This is a genomic window from Bacillus sp. REN16, from assembly GCF_020731355.1.
GTDB lineage: Bacteria > Bacillota > Bacilli > Bacillales > Bacillaceae_L > Ferdinandcohnia.
Genome location: NZ_JAJFZK010000012.1, coordinates 15219 through 33090 on the forward strand (window position 1 = coordinate 15219; position 17872 = coordinate 33090).

Genomic DNA, 17872 nt, shown 5'->3' on the forward strand with positions numbered 1-17872 from the left:
TTTGATTAAACAAATCATATCATCATTATACTTTCCTTTCAACAAAAAGTTTAATATAATTAAACAAAATATAAAAAATAGGGAGAGTGCCTATTTCACATGCTTGGTGAACGCATACGCAAATTACGAAAACAAAAGAAATTAACACTTGAAGAGCTTGCAGGAACAAAACTGACAAAGGGCATGCTGAGCCTTATTGAAAATAATAAAGCAAATCCATCGATGGAAAGTTTAACTTATATTGCGGAAAGACTTGAAATCGAGTTATCTCAGCTTTTAAATGAAGTGAATTTTGAAGAGTTGCAAGACATATTAGATCAAGCTGAAAAAATATATGTTGTTTCTAGTGACGAAAATCCTAATAAATATAAAAATCTTATTTCACTAATCGAGCAGCATATTCCTCAATTAAATCAAGGATATGTGGCTGCCAGATTGCAGGAATTGTACGGATATAGTCTTTATTGGGAAAAACACAGGGATTGGACACAACCACTTGAGCAGGCTGCGGTACTTTACGATCAAATGAATGTCACGACCAAAAGGACCAGTATTGCTGTCTTTCGGGGACTTGTCCATTTCTTAGACTACAATTATGGAGATGCACTTGCTACAATCCTTCACGAACGTGGGGAAATCGAGAAAAAACATGTTTTTCTAGATCCCGTTTCGAGATTAGACCTTGATTATCAAGAAGCCGTTCTATACTTTGCAGTAGGCGATATTCAATCGGCCAAACGTGTCATGGATGAGGCGATTTCCTTTTCACAAAAAAATAAGATATTTTATTTAATTGATGATTTATACCGTCTTGCTGCTGCCTATTCCATGATGGCTGATGACCTGGAATTACATGAATACTATTTAACAAAATTAAAGCAGTATGCTGAGTTTTCGGATGACAAAATGTCAAAGATTACGTCACAGCTTTTTTACATTGAATCACTTACGTCTGTTAAGCATGATTATCATACAGCCCTTGAAATCGTTGATCAGTTTTTAGGGAATCCGGAATTTCACCAACAACAATTTAAGGAATGGTTTTATCTGGAAAAAGGGAAAGCTTTACATGGACTTGGCCAATATCAAGAAGCCATTGACTATTTAAATGAAGTCGAGGTTCCTGATTATCACCGTCATCCGTTTGACTTGTCACAATTTTATTTGAAAGATACGTACATCGCCCTTTGCCTTATTGAGCTAGGAAAAATAGATGAGGCATTGTTGGCAGCAAAAAGAGCAGTTGATTTATTTGATCATCTGCCGAACTCTCCATATAAAGAATTTAGTAAGAAAACGTATCATCAGATTAAGGCATTACAAGGTAAAAATCATGATTGATGCTCATATTCACCTTGAACAATATGAGGATACAATACTTCCAGTACAAATCGAAAAATGGCAGGAAGCCGGAGTTAAAGGAGTCATTGCTGTTTCCAATGATCTCCCCTCCTCCTACCGGACCCTTGAACTACATGAAAAGTTTCCAGGCTTTGTCCATCCTGCTATTGGATTTCATCCAGAACAACCGCTCCCAATCGAACAGGAATACTTAGAGTGGGAACGATTAGTACAGGCGGAAAGGAAAAAGATTGTAGCAATAGGTGAAATTGGTCTACCTCATTACAATCTTGAAAAGCTTCCTTTTTCTCTGGAGCACTATTATGATTTCTTAATTCGTTGTCTAGAGGTAGCTGTTCAACAACAACTGCCTGTCACGCTTCATGCCGTCCATGATAAAGCAGAGATGGTTTTTGACCTGTTACTGAAAAAACAAGTGGCAGCTGCACATTACCATTGGCTAAAAGCACCAGATGAGGTAATTATTAAGATTGTTGAAGCAGGTTACTTTATTTCCGTTACACCTGAAGTTTGTTACCGGACACGGGATCAAAAACTCGCAAAACAGGTTCCACTCTCCCAGCTCTTAATCGAAACCGATGGTCCCTGGCCATATGAGGAAGAGTTTAAAAACCAACCGACTACACCATTATTTTTACGCTGTATATTGAGTCATCTTTCCACTCTGTACGGACTAAATTCCCAAGAGTTGAATGAACAGATCGTGTTAAATACGACTTTTTGTTATAAGGAAATAAAAAGTACTTTAACATAAGCAGTTATTTTTGATATCATACTAAAAGAAAAAGCTTTAACACTAATCAGCAGTAGTCCGACTCTTCTACTGATTAATGTTTAAGACTCCGGCGGTTGCCACGATTTTTCAAAGGAAATTTTTTCGAACACAGGATCAAAGACTAAGAACGCCATGTCCTGTGGCAACGTCTTGTGATACATATCTCGCGGTCCTAAAAAAATCGGGCGCAAATTCGCCAATGTGAATTAGATAGAAACAGGTGAAAAAATTGGATTATCAAGTTTTACTCTATTACAAATATATCGAAATCGATGACCCGCAAGCATTTAGAGATGCACATTTTGAGATCTGCTCGAACCTTGGATTAAGAGGAAGAATCCTTATCGCATCTGAAGGAATGAATGGTACAGTTTCGGGTACTGTGGAGCAAACAGAAAAATACATGGAGATTATGCAAAACGACGCTCGTTTTTCTGACATGGTCTACAAAATTGAGAAAAGTGAAGGACATGCATTCAAGAAATTAAAAGTAAAGGTTAAGCCAGAGATTGTGAATTTAAATCTTGGTGTGGATCTCAATCCAAACGAAATCACCGGAAAGCATCTTTCTCCAAAGGATTTCCTTGAAACGATGCAAAAAGAGGATGTTATTATCCTTGACGCGCGTAATACGTATGAATATGATCTTGGCCATTTTAGAGGCGCAATCCGACCCGACATCGAAACCTTCCGTGAACTTCCAAAATGGGTTGAGGAAAACTTAAGCGAACACAAAGATAAGAAAATACTAACCTATTGTACAGGTGGCATACGGTGCGAAAAGTTCTCTGGCTTTCTTGTAAAGGAAGGTTTCAAGGATGTTTCTCAACTTGAAGGCGGCATTATCACATACGGCTATGACCAAGAGGCCAAAGGTGCTTTATGGGACGGAAAATGCTATGTATTTGATGAACGAATTTCGGTGCCAGTCAACCGAACTGGTGAAGAAACAGTTGTTGGGAAATGCTATCATTGTGGACAACCTGAAGAACGGTATGTGAAATGTGGAAACCCAGAATGCAACAAGCATCTTCTTCTCTGCGAGGATTGTGAGCACGAACATTACAGATCCTGCAGCCAAGAATGCAAGGATCACCCTCATAACCGATATATAAAGGAACATCAGTTGGTGTAAATAGAATACTGCTTAGGATTCTAAGCAGTTTTTTTTGCGTTTTTCTTGGTAAAAAAGTGGAATAACGAATAATATAGGCAATAAGTTCCACTTTATCCAAAAATTCCGCGACTTATTTCCAAAAAATTCACTTATTTCAAGCAAAATTTGTAAATCTATATTATAATAGAATCATCTATTGTCGAACTATTTACTATATTATAAAACTTTACTACTACTTGTCGAAGGTGAATTATGGAAATTACAAAGCATATTTTGGTTAACCTTTCAATATTAATCATACTTTTATTTATTGGTTTAATATGGTTTGAACGAAAAAGAAACCTTAGCCTTTCAAAATGGGAAGCTTACATAGGATTAGCTATGCTTATTGTGGTTTGCTATATATTTTCCTATCAGCCAACTCCCGCCTACTACTTTGACCTTCGCCTGATTCCAGTATTAATTGGAGGTCTCTATCTAGGGATTGGTCCCATCTTATGTTTGACTGTTATTGTTATAAGAGGATTTTTTGGGATAAACCTGGGGTTTTTTGCAACAATCTTATTATATCTTCCCCTTTCTGTTGTGTTATGGAAAACATACCCGAAGTTTTGGAAGCTGAGTTCAAATAAACGGATATGCGTAGCAGTATTTATGACTTTTATCTTATCCGTTTTAACAGTTGCTGCACTACAAATTACAAATCCGCCAGCCAACCCTTTTGATGCTTGGTTTGCTTACCTAATCATCCCACCGATTGGCTTAGGAATATTAGCCTATTTAACCGAATTTGTACGGAATAATATTCAAATGCGGCAAACCATTGTAAAATCAGAAAAGCTTCATGCTGTTGAACAATTAGGTGCAGCGATTTCTCATGAAATCAGAAACCCTTTAACAGCGGCAATGGGATTTGTACAGTTATTAATGTCAAATACCCTCGCCCGCCATAAACAAAGGGAGTATCTATTAATTATTAAAGCGGAATTAGGATCTGCTGAAAGAGTCATTCAAGATTATTTGACGTTTTCAAAACCCGCCTTTGAGACTGTTGAAACGCTTCAGATCAAACGTGAGTTGCAACAGGTTATTTCTATTCTAAAACCAACTGCGAACCAACACTCCGTTGAGATTATTACAAATTTTGCGTTGATTGGCTCGATGGAGGGTGACCGTCAGAAATTCCATCAATGCTTTATTAATGTCATGAAAAATGCTATTGAAGCCATGCCTGGTGGTGGGAGTTTATATATTGAGACTCACTATGATCGCTCCAATGTTGCGATTGTTATACGAGATACTGGTATGGGAATGACGAAGGAACAGATTGACCGGCTTGGAGAACCCTATTACTCCACAAAAGGCTCTAAAGGAACTGGCCTCGGCATGATGGTTGTCTACAGCATTGTGAAAGCAATGAATGGTACGATAAAAGTGACAAGTACAGTTGGAGAAGGAGCAGAATTCACCTTTCAATTCCCTTCTATCCTTTCCATTAACGAACCCCACGCCTAAAGGGTGGGGTCATTTTTATGCAAATTCCAAAAAAGCTTTTCCTCGCTTTTTAGTGCGAATATCACGCTTGATTGCCTCATAAATTTCATTTTTTGTTCCTTTCAATTCTTGCTTATCCTCGGTAAGCAGACAATATAGAAGCTTTAAATCTATTGCGGCAGCATCTTTCATGACTTTTGTTTTTGAGGTATTATCCATATAGTGGATAATCTTCTCCACAGATCTGAATTCGGCATAATTCAGTTTCGTTCCTGCCAACACACTGTAGTTCTTATTAAATAAAGAATCCACAATTTCAGAGAACGTTGGCTTTGTTTTATTGTTGGAGCGTTTTTCTGGTCTAGTTTTGATCCCTTTTTCCTCTATCGGGATGTCACCGTGACGATTAAATATCTCAATTGCATTCTCAATTTCTTTCACATCTTTTTTCGGCAATTGAAGTGTTTCATAGATTATCTTCATTTTTTCCAAATGACATGCGACTTTTTGATAAGTTAATGATCTCATCTATTTCTTCCTCCGCTTATATAAGACTATTAAAAAGAGTCGGTTCCAAACAAAATAGAATTTCATCCGTTAATTCTGCATATTCCGAACGTTTTTTACCCTCTGCTGTATCACGTGCAATCGCCTCATAGTGCTGAATCACCGTTTTGAAAAAGTAGTTCCCTTCTTCGAAATCTGAGAGAATTGAATCAATATCTGCTTCTTTTAATTCAGATTTTAAACTTCGAATCGCTTGGGTATTGTTAACATTGGCTTTTTTAAGCGTTTCAAATATTCCAATCAACTTCGGTTTTGGACCAAATAATAATGTAGCAAGCTGTGCTTTTTTATGATCAACACAATAATGGTTATAAATCTTTTCAACTGACTTCGTATAATGGACTACCCCACGAATGCTCATCGTTTGAATAATCGAGGGAATCAAGTAGTAGTCTGAGAACAGGAATGCACCCTGGGTTATTACATTATTGCTTGGCGGGCAATCAAATAGGATATAGTCATATTTGCTTTCAATCTCCGTACTTTGGAAGAATTGCTGAAGCACAACAAGGTCTTCAAAACCATCTCGTAATCTTGAAGCAATTTGATCGAGGCCACCATTTGTATAAAATAGATTAGAAGGAATGAAGTGGATTTGTTCAGGGGTTTGTTTGATTAAATTTGTTGTATTGATGGTGTACCTCAAATATGGGAATTGTTTAAATTGCTCCCACATATCATAGATAAAATTAAGACTTTCATTGTTTTCAAGCTGTTCAAGATGGCGATCAATTCTTGTAAGACAGATTTCACTCAATGAGCATTGAGGATCCAGATCAATTAAGAGCACCTTCTTCTTTGCTTCTGTCAGGTGAAGCGCAATCTGATAAATACTTGTAGTCTTGCCAACTCCACCTTTGTAGTTCCCAACAAAAATCTTTTTTCCTTCAGCCACATGCTGACCCCCTAAGAAGTATTCAATTATATTTATTAATAAAATAGGAAAATATTCTTATTTCGAGACATGATAACCTTTTCTTATCCCATTTTATAATCTTTTAATATTATCTGGATGTAAATTTTTACTATATGATTAAAGATATCAAGCGAAATGGGGGTTTAAGGATGAACAATAAAAATGACGTTAAAAAGCAATTTGGTCGTAGTGCTGCATCTTATGTAACAAGCGAAGGTCATCGTAAAGGCGGGGATTTGCAAACATTAGTGGCATTGGCCGACGCCAATGGAACGGAACTTGCTCTTGACATTGCTACTGGTGGCGGACATACTGCAAATGCCCTCGCACCACTTGTAAGGAAGGTGACAGCTTTTGATTTAACGCCAGAAATGTTAGCAGCTGCGGAGAAGTTTATTAAAGCAAATGGACATGAAAACGTGGATTTTATTGAAGGCGATGCCGAAAAACTGCCATTCCCAGATGGAACATTTGATATTGTGTCTTGCCGAATTGCTCCTCATCATTTTCCAAACATAAAAAGCTTCGCTCATGAGGTTTCTCGCGTGTTAAAATCAGGCGGTCAATTTTTATTAGATGATAATGTTGCTCCAGAAAACGACGAATTTGATGAGTTTTATAACACAGTTGAAAAAAAGCGAGACTACAGTCATTTCCGTGCATGGAAAAAGTCTGAGTGGCTCCAAATGCTCGAAAACGAAAGGTTTGAAATCCAAGAACTCTATCGTTTTGAAAAAACATTTGAATTTGAGAGCTGGGCTGATCGCATGCATTTGTCAGCCAAAGAGAAGTCCGAACTATCTGAGTACATGCTAAACGCTACCGATCAAATCAAACAGAAATTTCGGATACAAATAGTGAATAATCAAATTAAATCCTTCCAAGGAGAAGCAGTCGTCCTGAAAGCTACAAAACTATAAAAAGTGGGGAATCCCCCACTTTTTTTATAAATTATAGCAATGGTTCAAAGGCCCGCTCCCTTTCCCAAGGTCCAGTCCAGCACCTAACGCTCCCGTAATATAACGTTTTGATTCATGTATACTTGATTTTATATCCAATCCAGCTGCTAGATTACAGGCTATCGCTGAGGAAAGCGTGCAACCTGTACCATGAGAATTCGGGTTATCGATACGATCTCCTGGATACCATGTGAATATCCCATCGTTATATAAAAGATCATCGGCTGTATCCTCAAGATGTCCTCCTTTGATTAAAATGGCACCGTTATAGGTTTCGGACAATTTTTGCGCAGCCACTTGCATGTCTTCCTTTGTGTGAATCTCCATTCCGCAAAGTGTCTCAGCCTCATGAATATTGGGGGTGATAATCGTAGCTAGCGGAAACAATCTAGTGATTAAAGCATCCATTGCTGAGTCACTCAATAGCTTGCTTCCACTTGTAGAAATCATCACCGGATCCACAACAATATTTGCAGGCTCGTATTCTTCTAGTTTCTCAACAATTGTATGAATGATCTCAGGTGAAGACACCATCCCTATCTTCACACTATCCGGAAAAATATCGGTCATGATGCATTCCAGCTGCTGTCCAATAAATTCAGGAGTCGAATCTAGCACGCCGTATACACCCGTTGTATTTTGAGCGGTGAGTGCTGTGATTGCACTCATTGCATACATTTTGTGGGCGGTGATTGTTTTAATATCAGCTTGAATCCCCGCTCCCCCACTACAATCAGATCCAGCAATCGTCAATACCTTTTTCATTACTTTCTCTCCCTTACCATCTCTGTTGAAAGCTCCCGTAATTCTTTTGTGGCCCCGGTAATATCGGACTGGGCAAAGATCGCCGAAACAACCGCAACTCCGTCTACCCCACTCCCATTTAACTCCAAAATATTTGATTTAGTAATTCCGCCGATAGCGACAATTGGAATCGAGACACTTTTACAAATTTCCTGAACGGTTTCGAAGGTCATCGGTTTTGCATCATCCTTCGTGCTCGTTGGAAAGACAGAACCAATACCGAGATAATCTGCACCCGCTTTTTCAGCAGCAATCGCTTGTTCTACATTTTGTGCAGAAACCCCGAGAATTTTATCTGGTCCAATTAATTCACGCACTTTTTCAACCGGCATATCCTCTTGACCAACATGAACACCATCTGCATCACATGCCAGTGCAATCTCAACATTGTCGTTAATCACAAATGGAACATCATAGAATGCGGCTAGCATTTTAAGTTCAATTGCTTCCTGTAAAAAATCTTCATAACCAAGATTTTTTTCCCTAAGCTGCAGAAAGGTAATTCCACCCTTAAGTGCTTCTTCTACTTGTTCAACTAACGTCTGATTGCCTGTCCAAGCCCGATCTGTTACGGCGTATAAAAGCATTTCATGTTTATCGACGTTCAAGGTTCATCCCACCTTCTAGTAGTTTAAAATCTAGCTTGCTCATTGAATCAATTAAGTACATTCGAAATGATGAGGTTCCGCCATTTAATTCTTCTACTTTTTGATAAGCCAATTCACCACAATACCCAAACCCGCTAACCGCTGCAGCTGTACTTTTTAAAATTTCCTGAGGATTTGCTCCACAATAGGCAGCTGCAACCGATGACAGCATACAACCTGCACCCGTTATTTTTGACATCAAAGGATGACCATTTCGAATGACAAACGCTTCTTCCTTATTTGCAACGATATCAATGGCACCCGTAATTGCAATAACAGCACCGGTTTGCTCACTTATCATTTTCGCAAATTGAACCATCTCATCGATATTACCTTCATTGATAACATCTTCAGCAGCTGCATCCACGCCTTTTGTATTTCCGCTGCCAGCATGTACGGTTTTGATTTCTGATAGATTTCCCCTGATAACTGTAAACTGAACCTCTTTTAAAAGCCTAAAGACCGTATCGGTTCTTAAGCTTGATGCACCCGCACCAACCGGGTCTAACACAACAGGATGCCCGTATTTATTTGCAGCTTTTCCTGCTAAAATCATTGATTCAATTGTTCGTTCATTCAAAGTACCAATATTAATCACAAGCGCATTACAAATGCTTGTAATCTCCTCCACTTCCTTCGGATCGTCCGCCATTATCGGTGAACCCCCACAAGCAAGTACAATATTTGCAACGTCATTCACCGTCACATAGTTTGTAATATTATGTACAAGCGGTGTTTTTTCCCTAACATTCGCTAAAATTGGCTCAAACATCCCTATTCCTCCTATCCAAATAAAAAATGCGGTATACCTGAAATAGATATACCGCATGAATACTCATACTTAACATATTCCCTACGTTGGCATTATCCAAATCAGGTTTTAGGGTCAAAGCTACATTTCGCTTACTCTCAGCCCACATGTGTGAGCCCCCCTGTTCTTATTCAATTCACTTTATTATAACATATCAAATAAATCTGTCATTATTTTTGAAAAGATCAATTGCTATCGTCACAACAATAGTGTACGATACATAGTATAAATTAAATACTGTATGACATATAGTAATAAAAAATGAGGTGGGTGAATGAGTAACTTATTAAACTCATTAATGACAGAACTAAGAAGAGGAACATTGACACTAGCGGTTTTAAGTCAATTACGAACCCCGCAATATGGGTATTCACTTGTTCAATCACTAGAAGGTTCGGGTATTGCGATTGAACAAAGTACCTTATATCCCTTGCTTCGCCGTCTGGAAAAACAGGAATTAGTGACGAGCAGCTGGGATACATCTGAAAGCAGACCCCGAAAATACTATGTGCTAAGTGAACACGGTCTTGAGATCTTTTTACAGCTAAAAAAAGAATGGATTCAAAATTCAAAAGAGCTATACAGATTATTAGAGGGAGAGGAAGATTATGAATCTGATTGATATCTACATTCAGGAGGTTACAAGAAGACTGCCTGAAAAAATGCGTGATGATATCGCACTTGAACTGCGGTCAACCATCGAGGATATGTTACCTGATGAGTACAATGATGAAGACGTAAAAACTGTGCTTGGGAAATTGGGCAGTCCTGTAAAATTGGCTGGTAATTATCGGGAACGGCCTATGCACTTAATTGGTCCACGTTATTTTGATGTGTATGTTAGCCTATTAAAAATGATTTTACCGATCGCGGCAGTAGTAGCTCTTATCTCAATGCTTGCAGAATCTTTTATCGGGTATGATGGCGATAAAGCCATCATTAATGTTGTACTGGACTTAATTGGCATGGGGATTTGGAGAGTGATAGACGTTTCGATCCAAACCTTCTTTTGGTTTACAATTGTGTTTGCCATTATTGAAAGAACGGATAAAGGAAAAGATGACCTGCCATTAACAAGCAGCCTAAAAAAATGGACTCCAGATGATTTAAAAAATATCACCTACATCCCAAAGAAAAAGGCAATTTCAAAATTTGACGTATTTGGCGCTTTATTGTGGACAGCAATTTGGGGGACCCTTTACTTTTATGCCAACCAGCTTTTAGGTATCTATGAAGGCGGTAAAGATGGCCTCGAATTTATAACACCAGCTTTAAACCAAGAGGTATTGATTTCGTTTTGGCCATTCGTTCTAGCCGTGATTGGTTTGGAAATCGCATTAGCTTTATATAAACTAATCAAAGGACAATGGACGAAAAGAATGGCAATCTACAATACCATCCTTGAGGTATTTGCAACCATAGTATTCATCATGATCTTCTTAAATCCAAACATCTTAAACCAGGATTTTATCTTGTATATGTCAGATTTATTTAGCATCAATGAAAATCAATTTAACACTTGGTTCATTACAACAATACTCGTTATATTCATCGTATCCGCAGCCATTGCCATATTTGATGGAATTCGCAAGGCCAGTATTCGTTAGAACATGGGTAGAACATGGGGACGGTTCTCCCGTTCCCCTAATTTTTACCAAAACGCAAACCACTGAGATGGTCATCGGAATTTACCCTTTACCAAACAACCCTTTGTCTCTTGGGGAGGATTAGTTGTCCTATTCTTTTTTCGAAATGCATATAGATTAAGTAGTAGATATAGGAAAAAGGAGTTTGGTAATTTTGAATAAATTTATGGCTGCGATTGGGATTCTTTTTATCATATTTGTGACCGGTGTAATTGAAGCAGATGATGTCTTCGTTTACAAAAATGCGATTTCTGTTTCTGATATGTCTTCTGATGAAGAAGTAACTGCAAATCCGGAAGAGAAAAACTCGGTTAAGGGAATGATTCCTGAATTGGAAATGCAGTTCGTTGATACGGAGGTTGTGAACGGGAATAAAGTTGAGATTTATCGAGAATATGAGGTTTACCGTAATGAAGCGAACGAAGTGATTAAAAAAGTCCCCACCGACAATTATGAGTATTTGGAGTACTGGAGATAGGAGTTTAGCTCGGCTAAACTCCTTTATTTTTTAACAACTCTCTACAAATCTCGTAAATATCCGCTTCGCTATACTATCTCCATTAACCGCAAGACCTTCCGGATGCCATTGAACCCCTAGCACAAAGGAATGTCCCTTACTTTCAATTGCCTCGATAATTCCATCTGAAGCTACCCCACATACTTCAAGTGGATATGGCACATGGCGAACAGACTGATGATGATACGTATTCACCTTAAATTCGTCAGTGCCGGCAACGGATGCCAGTAAACTGCCTTCCTTCGCTTTTACATAATGAGCAAGGTGATATCTCGTTGCCTTTTGAGAATGTTGAAGCAGCTCGTTCTCATGCTGCGAATAAATATCCTGATACATATCCCCGCCAAGCGCGATATTCAAGATTTGAATACCCCGACAAATCGCAAGGATCGGCTTATCCGCGTCAAGCATTTCTTTAATAATAGCAGGTTCTAATTGATCCCTGCCAGGCGAAATTGTACCGAGTTTTGGATGCGGTTCCTCACCGAAAAGAGTGGGATCGATATCCCCACCCCCTGTTAAAAGGAGCGCATCTATTGAACTTGCAATTTGCGAAACATCCTCGTCAATCCCGATAGGCAAAATCACCGGAATGCCCCCGGCTTGAATAACGGCCTGAACATAATCATTCGACAGTGAATGTTTATAATCCAACTCAACATGTGAAGTAACACCAATTATCGGTTTACTCATGCAGTTTCCTCCTCATTTTAACTGAATCTCACCCATATAATCAGCCAATGAATAAAGAGTGTTTCCATTGCGACCTATTGTCGTTTTTGAGGTAATTAATGATTGTAATATGGATTCCTCTGTTGCATCAGCTGTTGCTAAGAACACTTGATCTAGATCGTCTTCATGGACAGCTTTATACGTCTGTAATGCTTGGTTATTTTCATGGCTAATTTTGGTTGCTGTTGAAAAACCGATGAATACATCACCACTCCCATTCCCAATAAAAGAGCCTGTTCTGCTTAGTCCCACTGAAGCTCTCTTGATGATGCGCTTTAATTGGCGTGATGTCACGGGTAAATCGGTCGCGATGATAATCATAATTGAGCCTTTAACGCCTTCTGGATTTGTTACTGGAAGATTGGATTTAATTACTTGCCCTACTTGAATTCCATTTAATCTAAACTGATCAATTTCACCAAAGTTTGAGAGCACCAATACTCCTAGAGTGTAGGTTCCATGCGGGTATGTAAGAATCCTAGAGGAAGAGCCAATGCCTCCTTTTAAGCCAAAGCACTTCATTCCCATACCTGCCCCAATACTTCCCTCTTCAAAATCGATTGTTGCAGTTTCAAGAGCCCCTTGGACATGTTCTTCTGTGATGGACTGTTTTCTGATGTTATTTAAAAACATATCATTGCATTCGCCAATGACAGGATTTACCGTTCCAGTAGTGTCTCCGATTTCTTTATTTTGCGCTAGGATATAGTCGATGAGATAATTTGCAGTCACCCCCACACTTAGTGTATTTGTAAGTAAAATCGGTGTTTCGATTGTGCCAAGCTCTTCGATTTGCAGAGTCCCCATCGTCTTGCCGAACCCATTCATAGCATATGAAGCGGCGACCACTTTATTGTTAAAAATATTTTGTTCATGCGGGATGATTGCTGTCACCCCGGTCTGGATATCTCCGTTCGAAATCGTGGAGTGACCGACTTTGACTCCTTTTACATCTGTGATTTTATTGAGGGGCCCTGTTGGTAAAGTACCGATTTGGATTCCGTAGTCTTTTAGTCTTTTTTGCATAAATGAAAAACCCTTCCCGTTTTGGTGTTTGTTATTATTATAGGCTAGATGTGTAGGGATAAGTATATGAATGGGGATAATTGAATTTTGATGGTACGAAAAAAGAACTACTTATTCCCAAAATCCAATTAGTTGAAATCCCCTGTTGAGTTCTATTAGAATAAAACTATCATACTTACAAACAGGAGGGAAATTTATGAAAGCGTTTGTACATCACCAAGTCCCTGGAATAGACGGTACATCCTATTCAGATATCGGTGAATTGGAACCAAAATTAGGTGAAGTGAAAGTCAAACTTAAAAGCGCTGGCCTCAATCACCGTGATTTATTCGTTTTACATAGGCATAAAGAAACAGAGCCGCCTCTAGTAATTGGATCTGACGGAGCTGGGATTATAGAGGCTGTTGGTCCTGGAGTTGAGGGCGTTAAAATTGGAGATGAAGTTGTCATCAATCCTTCATTAGGTTGGAAAGAAAATAGTGATGCACCACCTGAAGGCCACGAAATCCTTGGTTTGCCAGACCACGGAACCTTTGCTGAAAAAATTACAATCTCAGCGGATAATATTGGTCCAAAACCTGCGCATTTATCCTGGGACGAGGCAGGCGTATTGTCACTAGCGGCGATGACAGCCTATCGTGCATTATTCACCCGAGCACAAGTAAAACCAACCGATACCATCCTTTTACCAGGAATCGGAAGTGGAGCGGTTACTTTCCTTATGCTTTTCGCAAAAGCTGTTGGGGCTCGAGTCATCGTAACCTCTCGCTCAGAAGCAAAACTAAAGCAGGCTCTTGAATTAGGTGCAGATGTTGCAATTGATAGCAATGGTGACTGGAATGAACTGCTTGACGGTGAAAAAGTGGACATTGTGGTGGAAACAGTTGGAGCAGCTACCTTCCATAAATCACTCGGACAACTGCGAAAAGGTGGAAAAATGGTAACATTCGGTGCTTCTGCTGGTGATACTGTCAACTTCAACCTTCGCGAATTCTTCTATGGTCAATATACTTTACTTGGCTCAACCATGGCGAGTACTGAAGAGTTCAATGAAATGCTTCAATTCGTCAATGAACATAAAATTAAACCAGTTCTTGATAAAGTGTTCCCTCTCGAAGAAACAGCAAAAGCTATGCAGCGTATTGATGAAGCAGAACAGTTCGGAAAAATCGCGATAAAAATTGAAGACTAATGTGCACTGCACCCCATCGAAAGGGTGCAGTTTTTTTATGAAAAATAAGTCGCAAGCTTTTGTTTCATTTGTTCTTTATTCTCGGCAAATTGTCGATGCCGATGTCCATTTCCACCGGATGTATGTGGAAAGCCATAAAGAACAGAATCGGGCGAAACATAGCCACTTTCCGCAAGATAATCAAACACTGCTGTCACATTAACTCCCAAAGGAATTATGAGAGGATTTTGCATACTTACCATTTCTTTTGTAAAGCTCTCCATTATATGTTTCTTTAAGAGCTCCGTTCTTAACATCTTCGGTGTAGAGCCAGAATAGTTTTTTCCCTTATAAAATACCGGGTATCTAATTAATGATGCTGTTTGAACAAGATGACTAGCAGACGAAAACAGCTCACTTGTGGACGAAATGTCCAAATAGGATTGTAAGCCAAGCTCGTCCAACATTTGAATGAGATATTTTCTCATCGGGCCTTCAAAGCTTGAATTTTTCTTAACTTGATGAAGCAGCTCTTCATCCGAGAGGTCCTTATTTTTTATGTCAAGTATCGTTGAATAGGATCTTTTTATTTGATGTAGTCCCGGGGTGATTCCTACAATCATTACCTTCGCAGCCTCATTTACATATTCAAATGGCGCATAATAAATTTCGAGGTGTTTTTTTTCATCCCTATCTAGTAAAAATGTCTCGCTTTTTAAGTCCTGTTCTATATAATCTACCGGCAGGGACAAAATTTTTTGCTTATATGTATTAAACATTGAATCGGAAACGATTGCCACATGAATTCCTCCTTCAAGTTGTAAAAGGTATACCGAAATTTGGTATACCTTATGCTATGACGTCCCGCTCATTTGAAAATTTTACGTATTGCTTTTCGTCCATTATTGTTTTTAACATTTGCACGACATTCCAAACGTCCTCGAAGGAATTATAAAGGGGAACTGGTGCTAGTCGAATCATATTTGGCGCACGAAAATCTGGAATAACCCCATTTTCCTTTAGAGCCTTGCAAATTCGTGCTGCTTCCTTATGCTCTAGACCGACATGCCCACCCCTCACAGGATACTCACGTGGTGTGCCGATTGTAAATCCGAACCCCGCAAGTTCTGTATCAATAAGCTCAATTAAAAAATTCGTCAATAATAGAGATTTAGTCCGTATTTGTTCAATCCCCGCTTCTGTAAATATTTCAAGTGAACCAAGTAATGGTGCCAAGCTTAGCACATGTGGTGTCCCGATTTGAAAAGCACCGGCGCCATCCGCAGGCAAAAATGAATGCTCCATATCAAATTGCTTTTCTTTATTTGATCCAAACCAACCAGCAAGTCCCGGTAGCACGGAAAAATGCTTGCGATTCACATACAAGCATGCCACTGCACCAGGTCCTCCATTAAGATGCTTGTAATTACACCAAAAAGCAAAGTCTACTTCCCATTCAGAAAAAGAATGAGGGATTGCGCCTACTGAATGGCAGCCATCGAATCCAATTAAAATACCGCGTTTATGAGCTTCAGCTGTCAGATACTTCATATCCAAGATTTGACCACTTCGGTACAAAATCGATGGCAAAATCACAAGGGCTACTTCGTCAGTCATTGTCTCAATGATGTCGTCTTCGGCCAAATAGCGACCATCGCGACTTTTGACCCGAATAAGATGATCATCAGGATTTAACCCGTGAATCCGAAGCTGGCTTTGGAGAGCATAAATATCAGATGGAAAATTCAATTCATCCGCCACAATCTTGGTACGTTTCCCTTTTGGCTGATAAAAAGTCGCAACCAACTGATGCAGATTAACCGTTGTTGAGCCTGTTACAATCACCTCTTCAGGGAAGGCACCGACAAGTGGAGCAAGTTGTTCACTTGCCTTTTCCGACATATAAAACCACGGTTGCCTCCCTTTTGTCCAGCCATCAATCCCAAATTCCTTCCAGTCCTCCAATGAATGAAGCAGTGATTGTTCTGCCCGCTTCGATAATAGACCAAGTGAGTTCCCATCCATATAGATCGTATTTGGTTGTAGATAAAATTCACCTCGATACATGGCTAGCGGATCTTCCCTATCTAGTTTCCTGGCATGCTCAAAAAACATGGATTTCCTCCCTTAAAAAAAATCGTACATAAATGCCAGGCGATTCGGTACCAATTTTTCAAAAGCTTCTAGTTCGCTCTCAGCCCCGTTTATCATACCTGCTGCAAATAATTCAGTCGGACGCTTGTGACCGAAAAGTGCGGTTGATAATGCATTGATGGAAAGCTTAAGTGCACCTTCTGTTTCGTTCGTAACGTGAACCTCCCCCTCTTTTACAAGGAATGTTTTTTCATTCCATGTTGCAAATGGGTCTGTAATTTGGAGCTTTACTGTTTCGTTCCCAGTAAATTTGTATTTTGTTAAAAATGATTCAATATCGACAATTCGAACCATAAAATAGGGGGTAACTTCACGCTTCACTGTTTTTTGTTTCTTTAAGGCAAAAAATAATGGTTCTTTTTCGTAGGTTGTCATTTCAAGTTCTGAAATCATCGAGTCATGCTGACAAATAAAATTCCACATGCCGCGACGGGCTTCAAAATTAACTGGGACAAACTCCTCAACAACCATCTTGTTGTCCTTTGATTCATAAAGAATATACCCAAGTGGTTGCTCAGAAGCATCATAGTAAATGGCGATATTTAGGTCATCGACCACACTCTTCCACCAATCATCCTCGCGTACAAGCATTCCTGAGAACTGTGTCGCATATTGTTTATAAATCTCTTTAAGTTCATCCAAATTCACATTTTCAAAAAGGTAACGTTTTACTGAACCTTCTGCCGGATCAAGCATACTTAAATCAGAACGCTGATGAACCGTCTTTAAACGATTGCTAAATAGCTCCCATCCATATTTCCGATAAAAGGAAACATCAAATGGATGCAGCATTGACACGGTAAAACCCTGTGTTTTCATTGTTTCAAGTGCATATGTAAGCAATTCCTTCACATAGCCTCTTCTGCGGTATTCCGGATATGTTGCGACACCTGCAATTCCACCCATTTTAAAAGACTGGTCACCTACGTATGTTGTTAGTGGGATTAGATGAAACTTTGCTGCTAACATATGATTTTCATAGATGCCATAGATTTGATGTTTATTAAGATTTTGGAAGCTTGCTTCTAACCGTTCTTCAGGTACTTTGTACTGAAACGCGTATTCTGATAAACGAACGGAATCCATATATCGGTCCTCAGTAATTCTTTCAATTGTCATCATCCAACAACTCCATTTTATATAATGAAAAAATCTATCCTAAATCATGCATATT

General features: G+C 39.1%; 19 protein-coding genes and 1 riboswitch. Of the genes, 9 read left to right on the plus strand and 10 right to left on the minus strand.

Features of this window, described 5'->3' with window-relative positions:
• Positions 1-99 precede the first annotated feature (99 nt).
• The 4 genes from LKW28_RS16755 to LKW28_RS16770 all read left to right on the plus strand — a co-directional run bounded on the left by LKW28_RS16755 (position 100) and on the right by LKW28_RS16770 (position 4769).
• Positions 100-1341 carry a helix-turn-helix domain-containing protein gene (locus tag LKW28_RS16755; RefSeq protein WP_229141514.1) on the plus strand — a complete coding sequence of 414 codons (1242 nt, stop codon included), beginning with the start codon at positions 100-102 and terminating at the stop codon, positions 1339-1341.
• Entirely contained in the window at positions 1334-2116 is a 783-nt protein-coding gene (locus LKW28_RS16760; RefSeq protein ID WP_229141515.1) for a TatD family hydrolase, read from the plus strand. Before LKW28_RS16755 ends, LKW28_RS16760 begins: the two co-directional genes overlap by 8 nt.
• Before the next feature lie 250 nt (positions 2117-2366).
• A complete protein-coding gene (locus LKW28_RS16765; RefSeq protein ID WP_229141516.1) occupies positions 2367-3272 on the plus strand; it encodes a rhodanese-related sulfurtransferase in 906 nt (301 codons plus the stop codon).
• Between the two features lie 234 nt (positions 3273-3506).
• The gene (locus tag LKW28_RS16770; RefSeq protein WP_229141517.1) at positions 3507-4769 is read left to right on the plus strand and encodes a sensor histidine kinase; all 1263 of its coding nucleotides are present in this window, start codon (positions 3507-3509) and stop codon (positions 4767-4769) included.
• Between the two features lie 15 nt (positions 4770-4784).
• Here LKW28_RS16770 and LKW28_RS16775 read toward each other — a convergent pair whose 3' ends face one another.
• The gene (locus LKW28_RS16775) at positions 4785-5276 is read right to left on the minus strand and encodes a hypothetical protein (protein WP_229141518.1); all 492 of its coding nucleotides are present in this window, start codon (positions 5274-5276) and stop codon (positions 4785-4787) included.
• A gap of 16 nt (positions 5277-5292) precedes the next feature.
• Positions 5293-6210: a ParA family protein gene (locus tag LKW28_RS16780; RefSeq protein ID WP_229141519.1), complete on the minus strand. Its 918-nt coding sequence runs from the start codon at positions 6208-6210 to the stop codon at positions 5293-5295.
• Between the two features lie 170 nt (positions 6211-6380).
• Here LKW28_RS16780 and LKW28_RS16785 point away from each other — a divergent pair, with 170 nt between their 5' ends.
• The gene (locus LKW28_RS16785; protein WP_229141520.1) at positions 6381-7151 is read left to right on the plus strand and encodes a class I SAM-dependent methyltransferase; all 771 of its coding nucleotides are present in this window, start codon (positions 6381-6383) and stop codon (positions 7149-7151) included.
• Positions 7152-7175: 24 nt separating this feature from the next.
• On the opposite strand, the gene thiD is transcribed toward LKW28_RS16785, so the two are convergent.
• The 3 genes from thiD to thiM are packed head-to-tail and all read right to left on the minus strand — an operon-like array spanning position 7176 to position 9413.
• Positions 7176-7955, minus strand: coding sequence for a bifunctional hydroxymethylpyrimidine kinase/phosphomethylpyrimidine kinase (gene thiD, locus LKW28_RS16790; protein ID WP_229141521.1), 780 nt, complete (start codon positions 7953-7955; stop codon positions 7176-7178).
• Positions 7955-8602, minus strand: coding sequence for a thiamine phosphate synthase (gene thiE / locus LKW28_RS16795; protein ID WP_229141522.1), 648 nt, complete (start codon positions 8600-8602; stop codon positions 7955-7957). The genes thiD and thiE overlap by 1 nt, the downstream gene beginning before the upstream one ends.
• Positions 8589-9413 (minus strand): hydroxyethylthiazole kinase, encoded by an 825-nt coding sequence (gene thiM / locus LKW28_RS16800; RefSeq protein WP_229141523.1) that lies wholly within the window; start codon positions 9411-9413, stop codon positions 8589-8591. The genes thiE and thiM overlap by 14 nt, the downstream gene beginning before the upstream one ends.
• A 61-nt stretch (positions 9414-9474) precedes the next feature.
• Positions 9475-9585: riboswitch (TPP riboswitch) on the minus strand.
• 141 nt (positions 9586-9726) lie between these two features.
• Between thiM and LKW28_RS16805 the strand changes: the two genes are divergently transcribed.
• From LKW28_RS16805 to LKW28_RS16815, 3 genes are all read left to right on the plus strand, one after another.
• Entirely contained in the window at positions 9727-10074 is a 348-nt protein-coding gene (locus LKW28_RS16805; RefSeq protein ID WP_229141524.1) for a PadR family transcriptional regulator, read from the plus strand.
• On the plus strand, positions 10061-11059 hold the full coding sequence (locus LKW28_RS16810) for an HAAS signaling domain-containing protein (protein WP_229141525.1): 999 nt from the start codon (positions 10061-10063) through the stop codon (positions 11057-11059). Before LKW28_RS16805 ends, LKW28_RS16810 begins: the two co-directional genes overlap by 14 nt.
• Positions 11060-11252: 193 nt before the next feature.
• The gene (locus LKW28_RS16815) at positions 11253-11576 is read left to right on the plus strand and encodes a hypothetical protein (RefSeq protein WP_229141526.1); all 324 of its coding nucleotides are present in this window, start codon (positions 11253-11255) and stop codon (positions 11574-11576) included.
• Between the two features lie 30 nt (positions 11577-11606).
• On the opposite strand, the gene LKW28_RS16820 is transcribed toward LKW28_RS16815, so the two are convergent.
• Positions 11607-12308, minus strand: coding sequence for a gamma-glutamyl-gamma-aminobutyrate hydrolase family protein (locus tag LKW28_RS16820; protein ID WP_229141527.1), 702 nt, complete (start codon positions 12306-12308; stop codon positions 11607-11609).
• Between the two features lie 12 nt (positions 12309-12320).
• Complete coding sequence (locus tag LKW28_RS16825) at positions 12321-13373, minus strand: P1 family peptidase (protein WP_229141528.1); 1053 nt, start codon at positions 13371-13373, stop codon at positions 12321-12323.
• Positions 13374-13569: 196 nt separating this feature from the next.
• On the opposite strand from LKW28_RS16825, the gene LKW28_RS16830 reads away from it, so the two are divergent.
• Positions 13570-14565, plus strand: a complete 996-nt coding sequence (locus tag LKW28_RS16830) for a zinc-binding dehydrogenase (RefSeq protein ID WP_229141530.1) — start codon at positions 13570-13572, stop codon at positions 14563-14565.
• A gap of 35 nt (positions 14566-14600) precedes the next feature.
• Here the strand turns inward: LKW28_RS16830 and LKW28_RS16835 are convergent, their stop codons facing one another.
• Genes LKW28_RS16835 through LKW28_RS16845 form a run of 3 tightly spaced genes read right to left on the minus strand, consistent with a single transcriptional unit; the run spans position 14601 to position 17817 of the window.
• A complete protein-coding gene (locus LKW28_RS16835) occupies positions 14601-15344 on the minus strand; it encodes a hypothetical protein (protein WP_229141532.1) in 744 nt (247 codons plus the stop codon).
• A 49-nt stretch (positions 15345-15393) separates the two neighbouring features.
• Positions 15394-16659: a kynureninase gene (kynU, locus tag LKW28_RS16840; RefSeq protein ID WP_229141533.1), complete on the minus strand. Its 1266-nt coding sequence runs from the start codon at positions 16657-16659 to the stop codon at positions 15394-15396.
• A 12-nt stretch (positions 16660-16671) separates the two neighbouring features.
• Positions 16672-17817: a GNAT family N-acetyltransferase gene (locus tag LKW28_RS16845; RefSeq protein ID WP_229141535.1), complete on the minus strand. Its 1146-nt coding sequence runs from the start codon at positions 17815-17817 to the stop codon at positions 16672-16674.
• Between the last annotated feature and the right edge of the window lie 55 nt (positions 17818-17872).

Excerpts from the sequence above, each read along its gene's own strand:
- LKW28_RS16755 (WP_229141514.1), top strand. The coding sequence starts at position 100 with ATGCTTGGTGAACGCATACGCAAATTACGAAAACAAAAGAAATTAACA.
- LKW28_RS16760 (WP_229141515.1), top strand. The coding sequence starts at position 1,334 with ATGATTGATGCTCATATTCACCTTGAACAATATGAGGATACAATACTT.
- LKW28_RS16770 (WP_229141517.1), top strand. The coding sequence starts at position 3,507 with ATGGAAATTACAAAGCATATTTTGGTTAACCTTTCAATATTAATCATA.
- LKW28_RS16775 (WP_229141518.1), bottom strand. The coding sequence starts at position 5,276 with ATGAGATCATTAACTTATCAAAAAGTCGCATGTCATTTGGAAAAAATG.
- LKW28_RS16785 (WP_229141520.1), top strand. The coding sequence starts at position 6,381 with ATGAACAATAAAAATGACGTTAAAAAGCAATTTGGTCGTAGTGCTGCA.
- thiD (WP_229141521.1), bottom strand. The coding sequence starts at position 7,955 with ATGAAAAAGGTATTGACGATTGCTGGATCTGATTGTAGTGGGGGAGCG.
- thiM (WP_229141523.1), bottom strand. The coding sequence starts at position 9,413 with ATGTTTGAGCCAATTTTAGCGAATGTTAGGGAAAAAACACCGCTTGTA.
- LKW28_RS16805 (WP_229141524.1), top strand. The coding sequence starts at position 9,727 with ATGAGTAACTTATTAAACTCATTAATGACAGAACTAAGAAGAGGAACA.
- LKW28_RS16810 (WP_229141525.1), top strand. The coding sequence starts at position 10,061 with ATGAATCTGATTGATATCTACATTCAGGAGGTTACAAGAAGACTGCCT.
- LKW28_RS16820 (WP_229141527.1), bottom strand. The coding sequence starts at position 12,308 with ATGAGTAAACCGATAATTGGTGTTACTTCACATGTTGAGTTGGATTAT.
- LKW28_RS16825 (WP_229141528.1), bottom strand. The coding sequence starts at position 13,373 with ATGCAAAAAAGACTAAAAGACTACGGAATCCAAATCGGTACTTTACCA.
- LKW28_RS16830 (WP_229141530.1), top strand. The coding sequence starts at position 13,570 with ATGAAAGCGTTTGTACATCACCAAGTCCCTGGAATAGACGGTACATCC.
- kynU (WP_229141533.1), bottom strand. The coding sequence starts at position 16,659 with ATGTTTTTTGAGCATGCCAGGAAACTAGATAGGGAAGATCCGCTAGCC.
- LKW28_RS16845 (WP_229141535.1), bottom strand. The coding sequence starts at position 17,817 with ATGACAATTGAAAGAATTACTGAGGACCGATATATGGATTCCGTTCGT.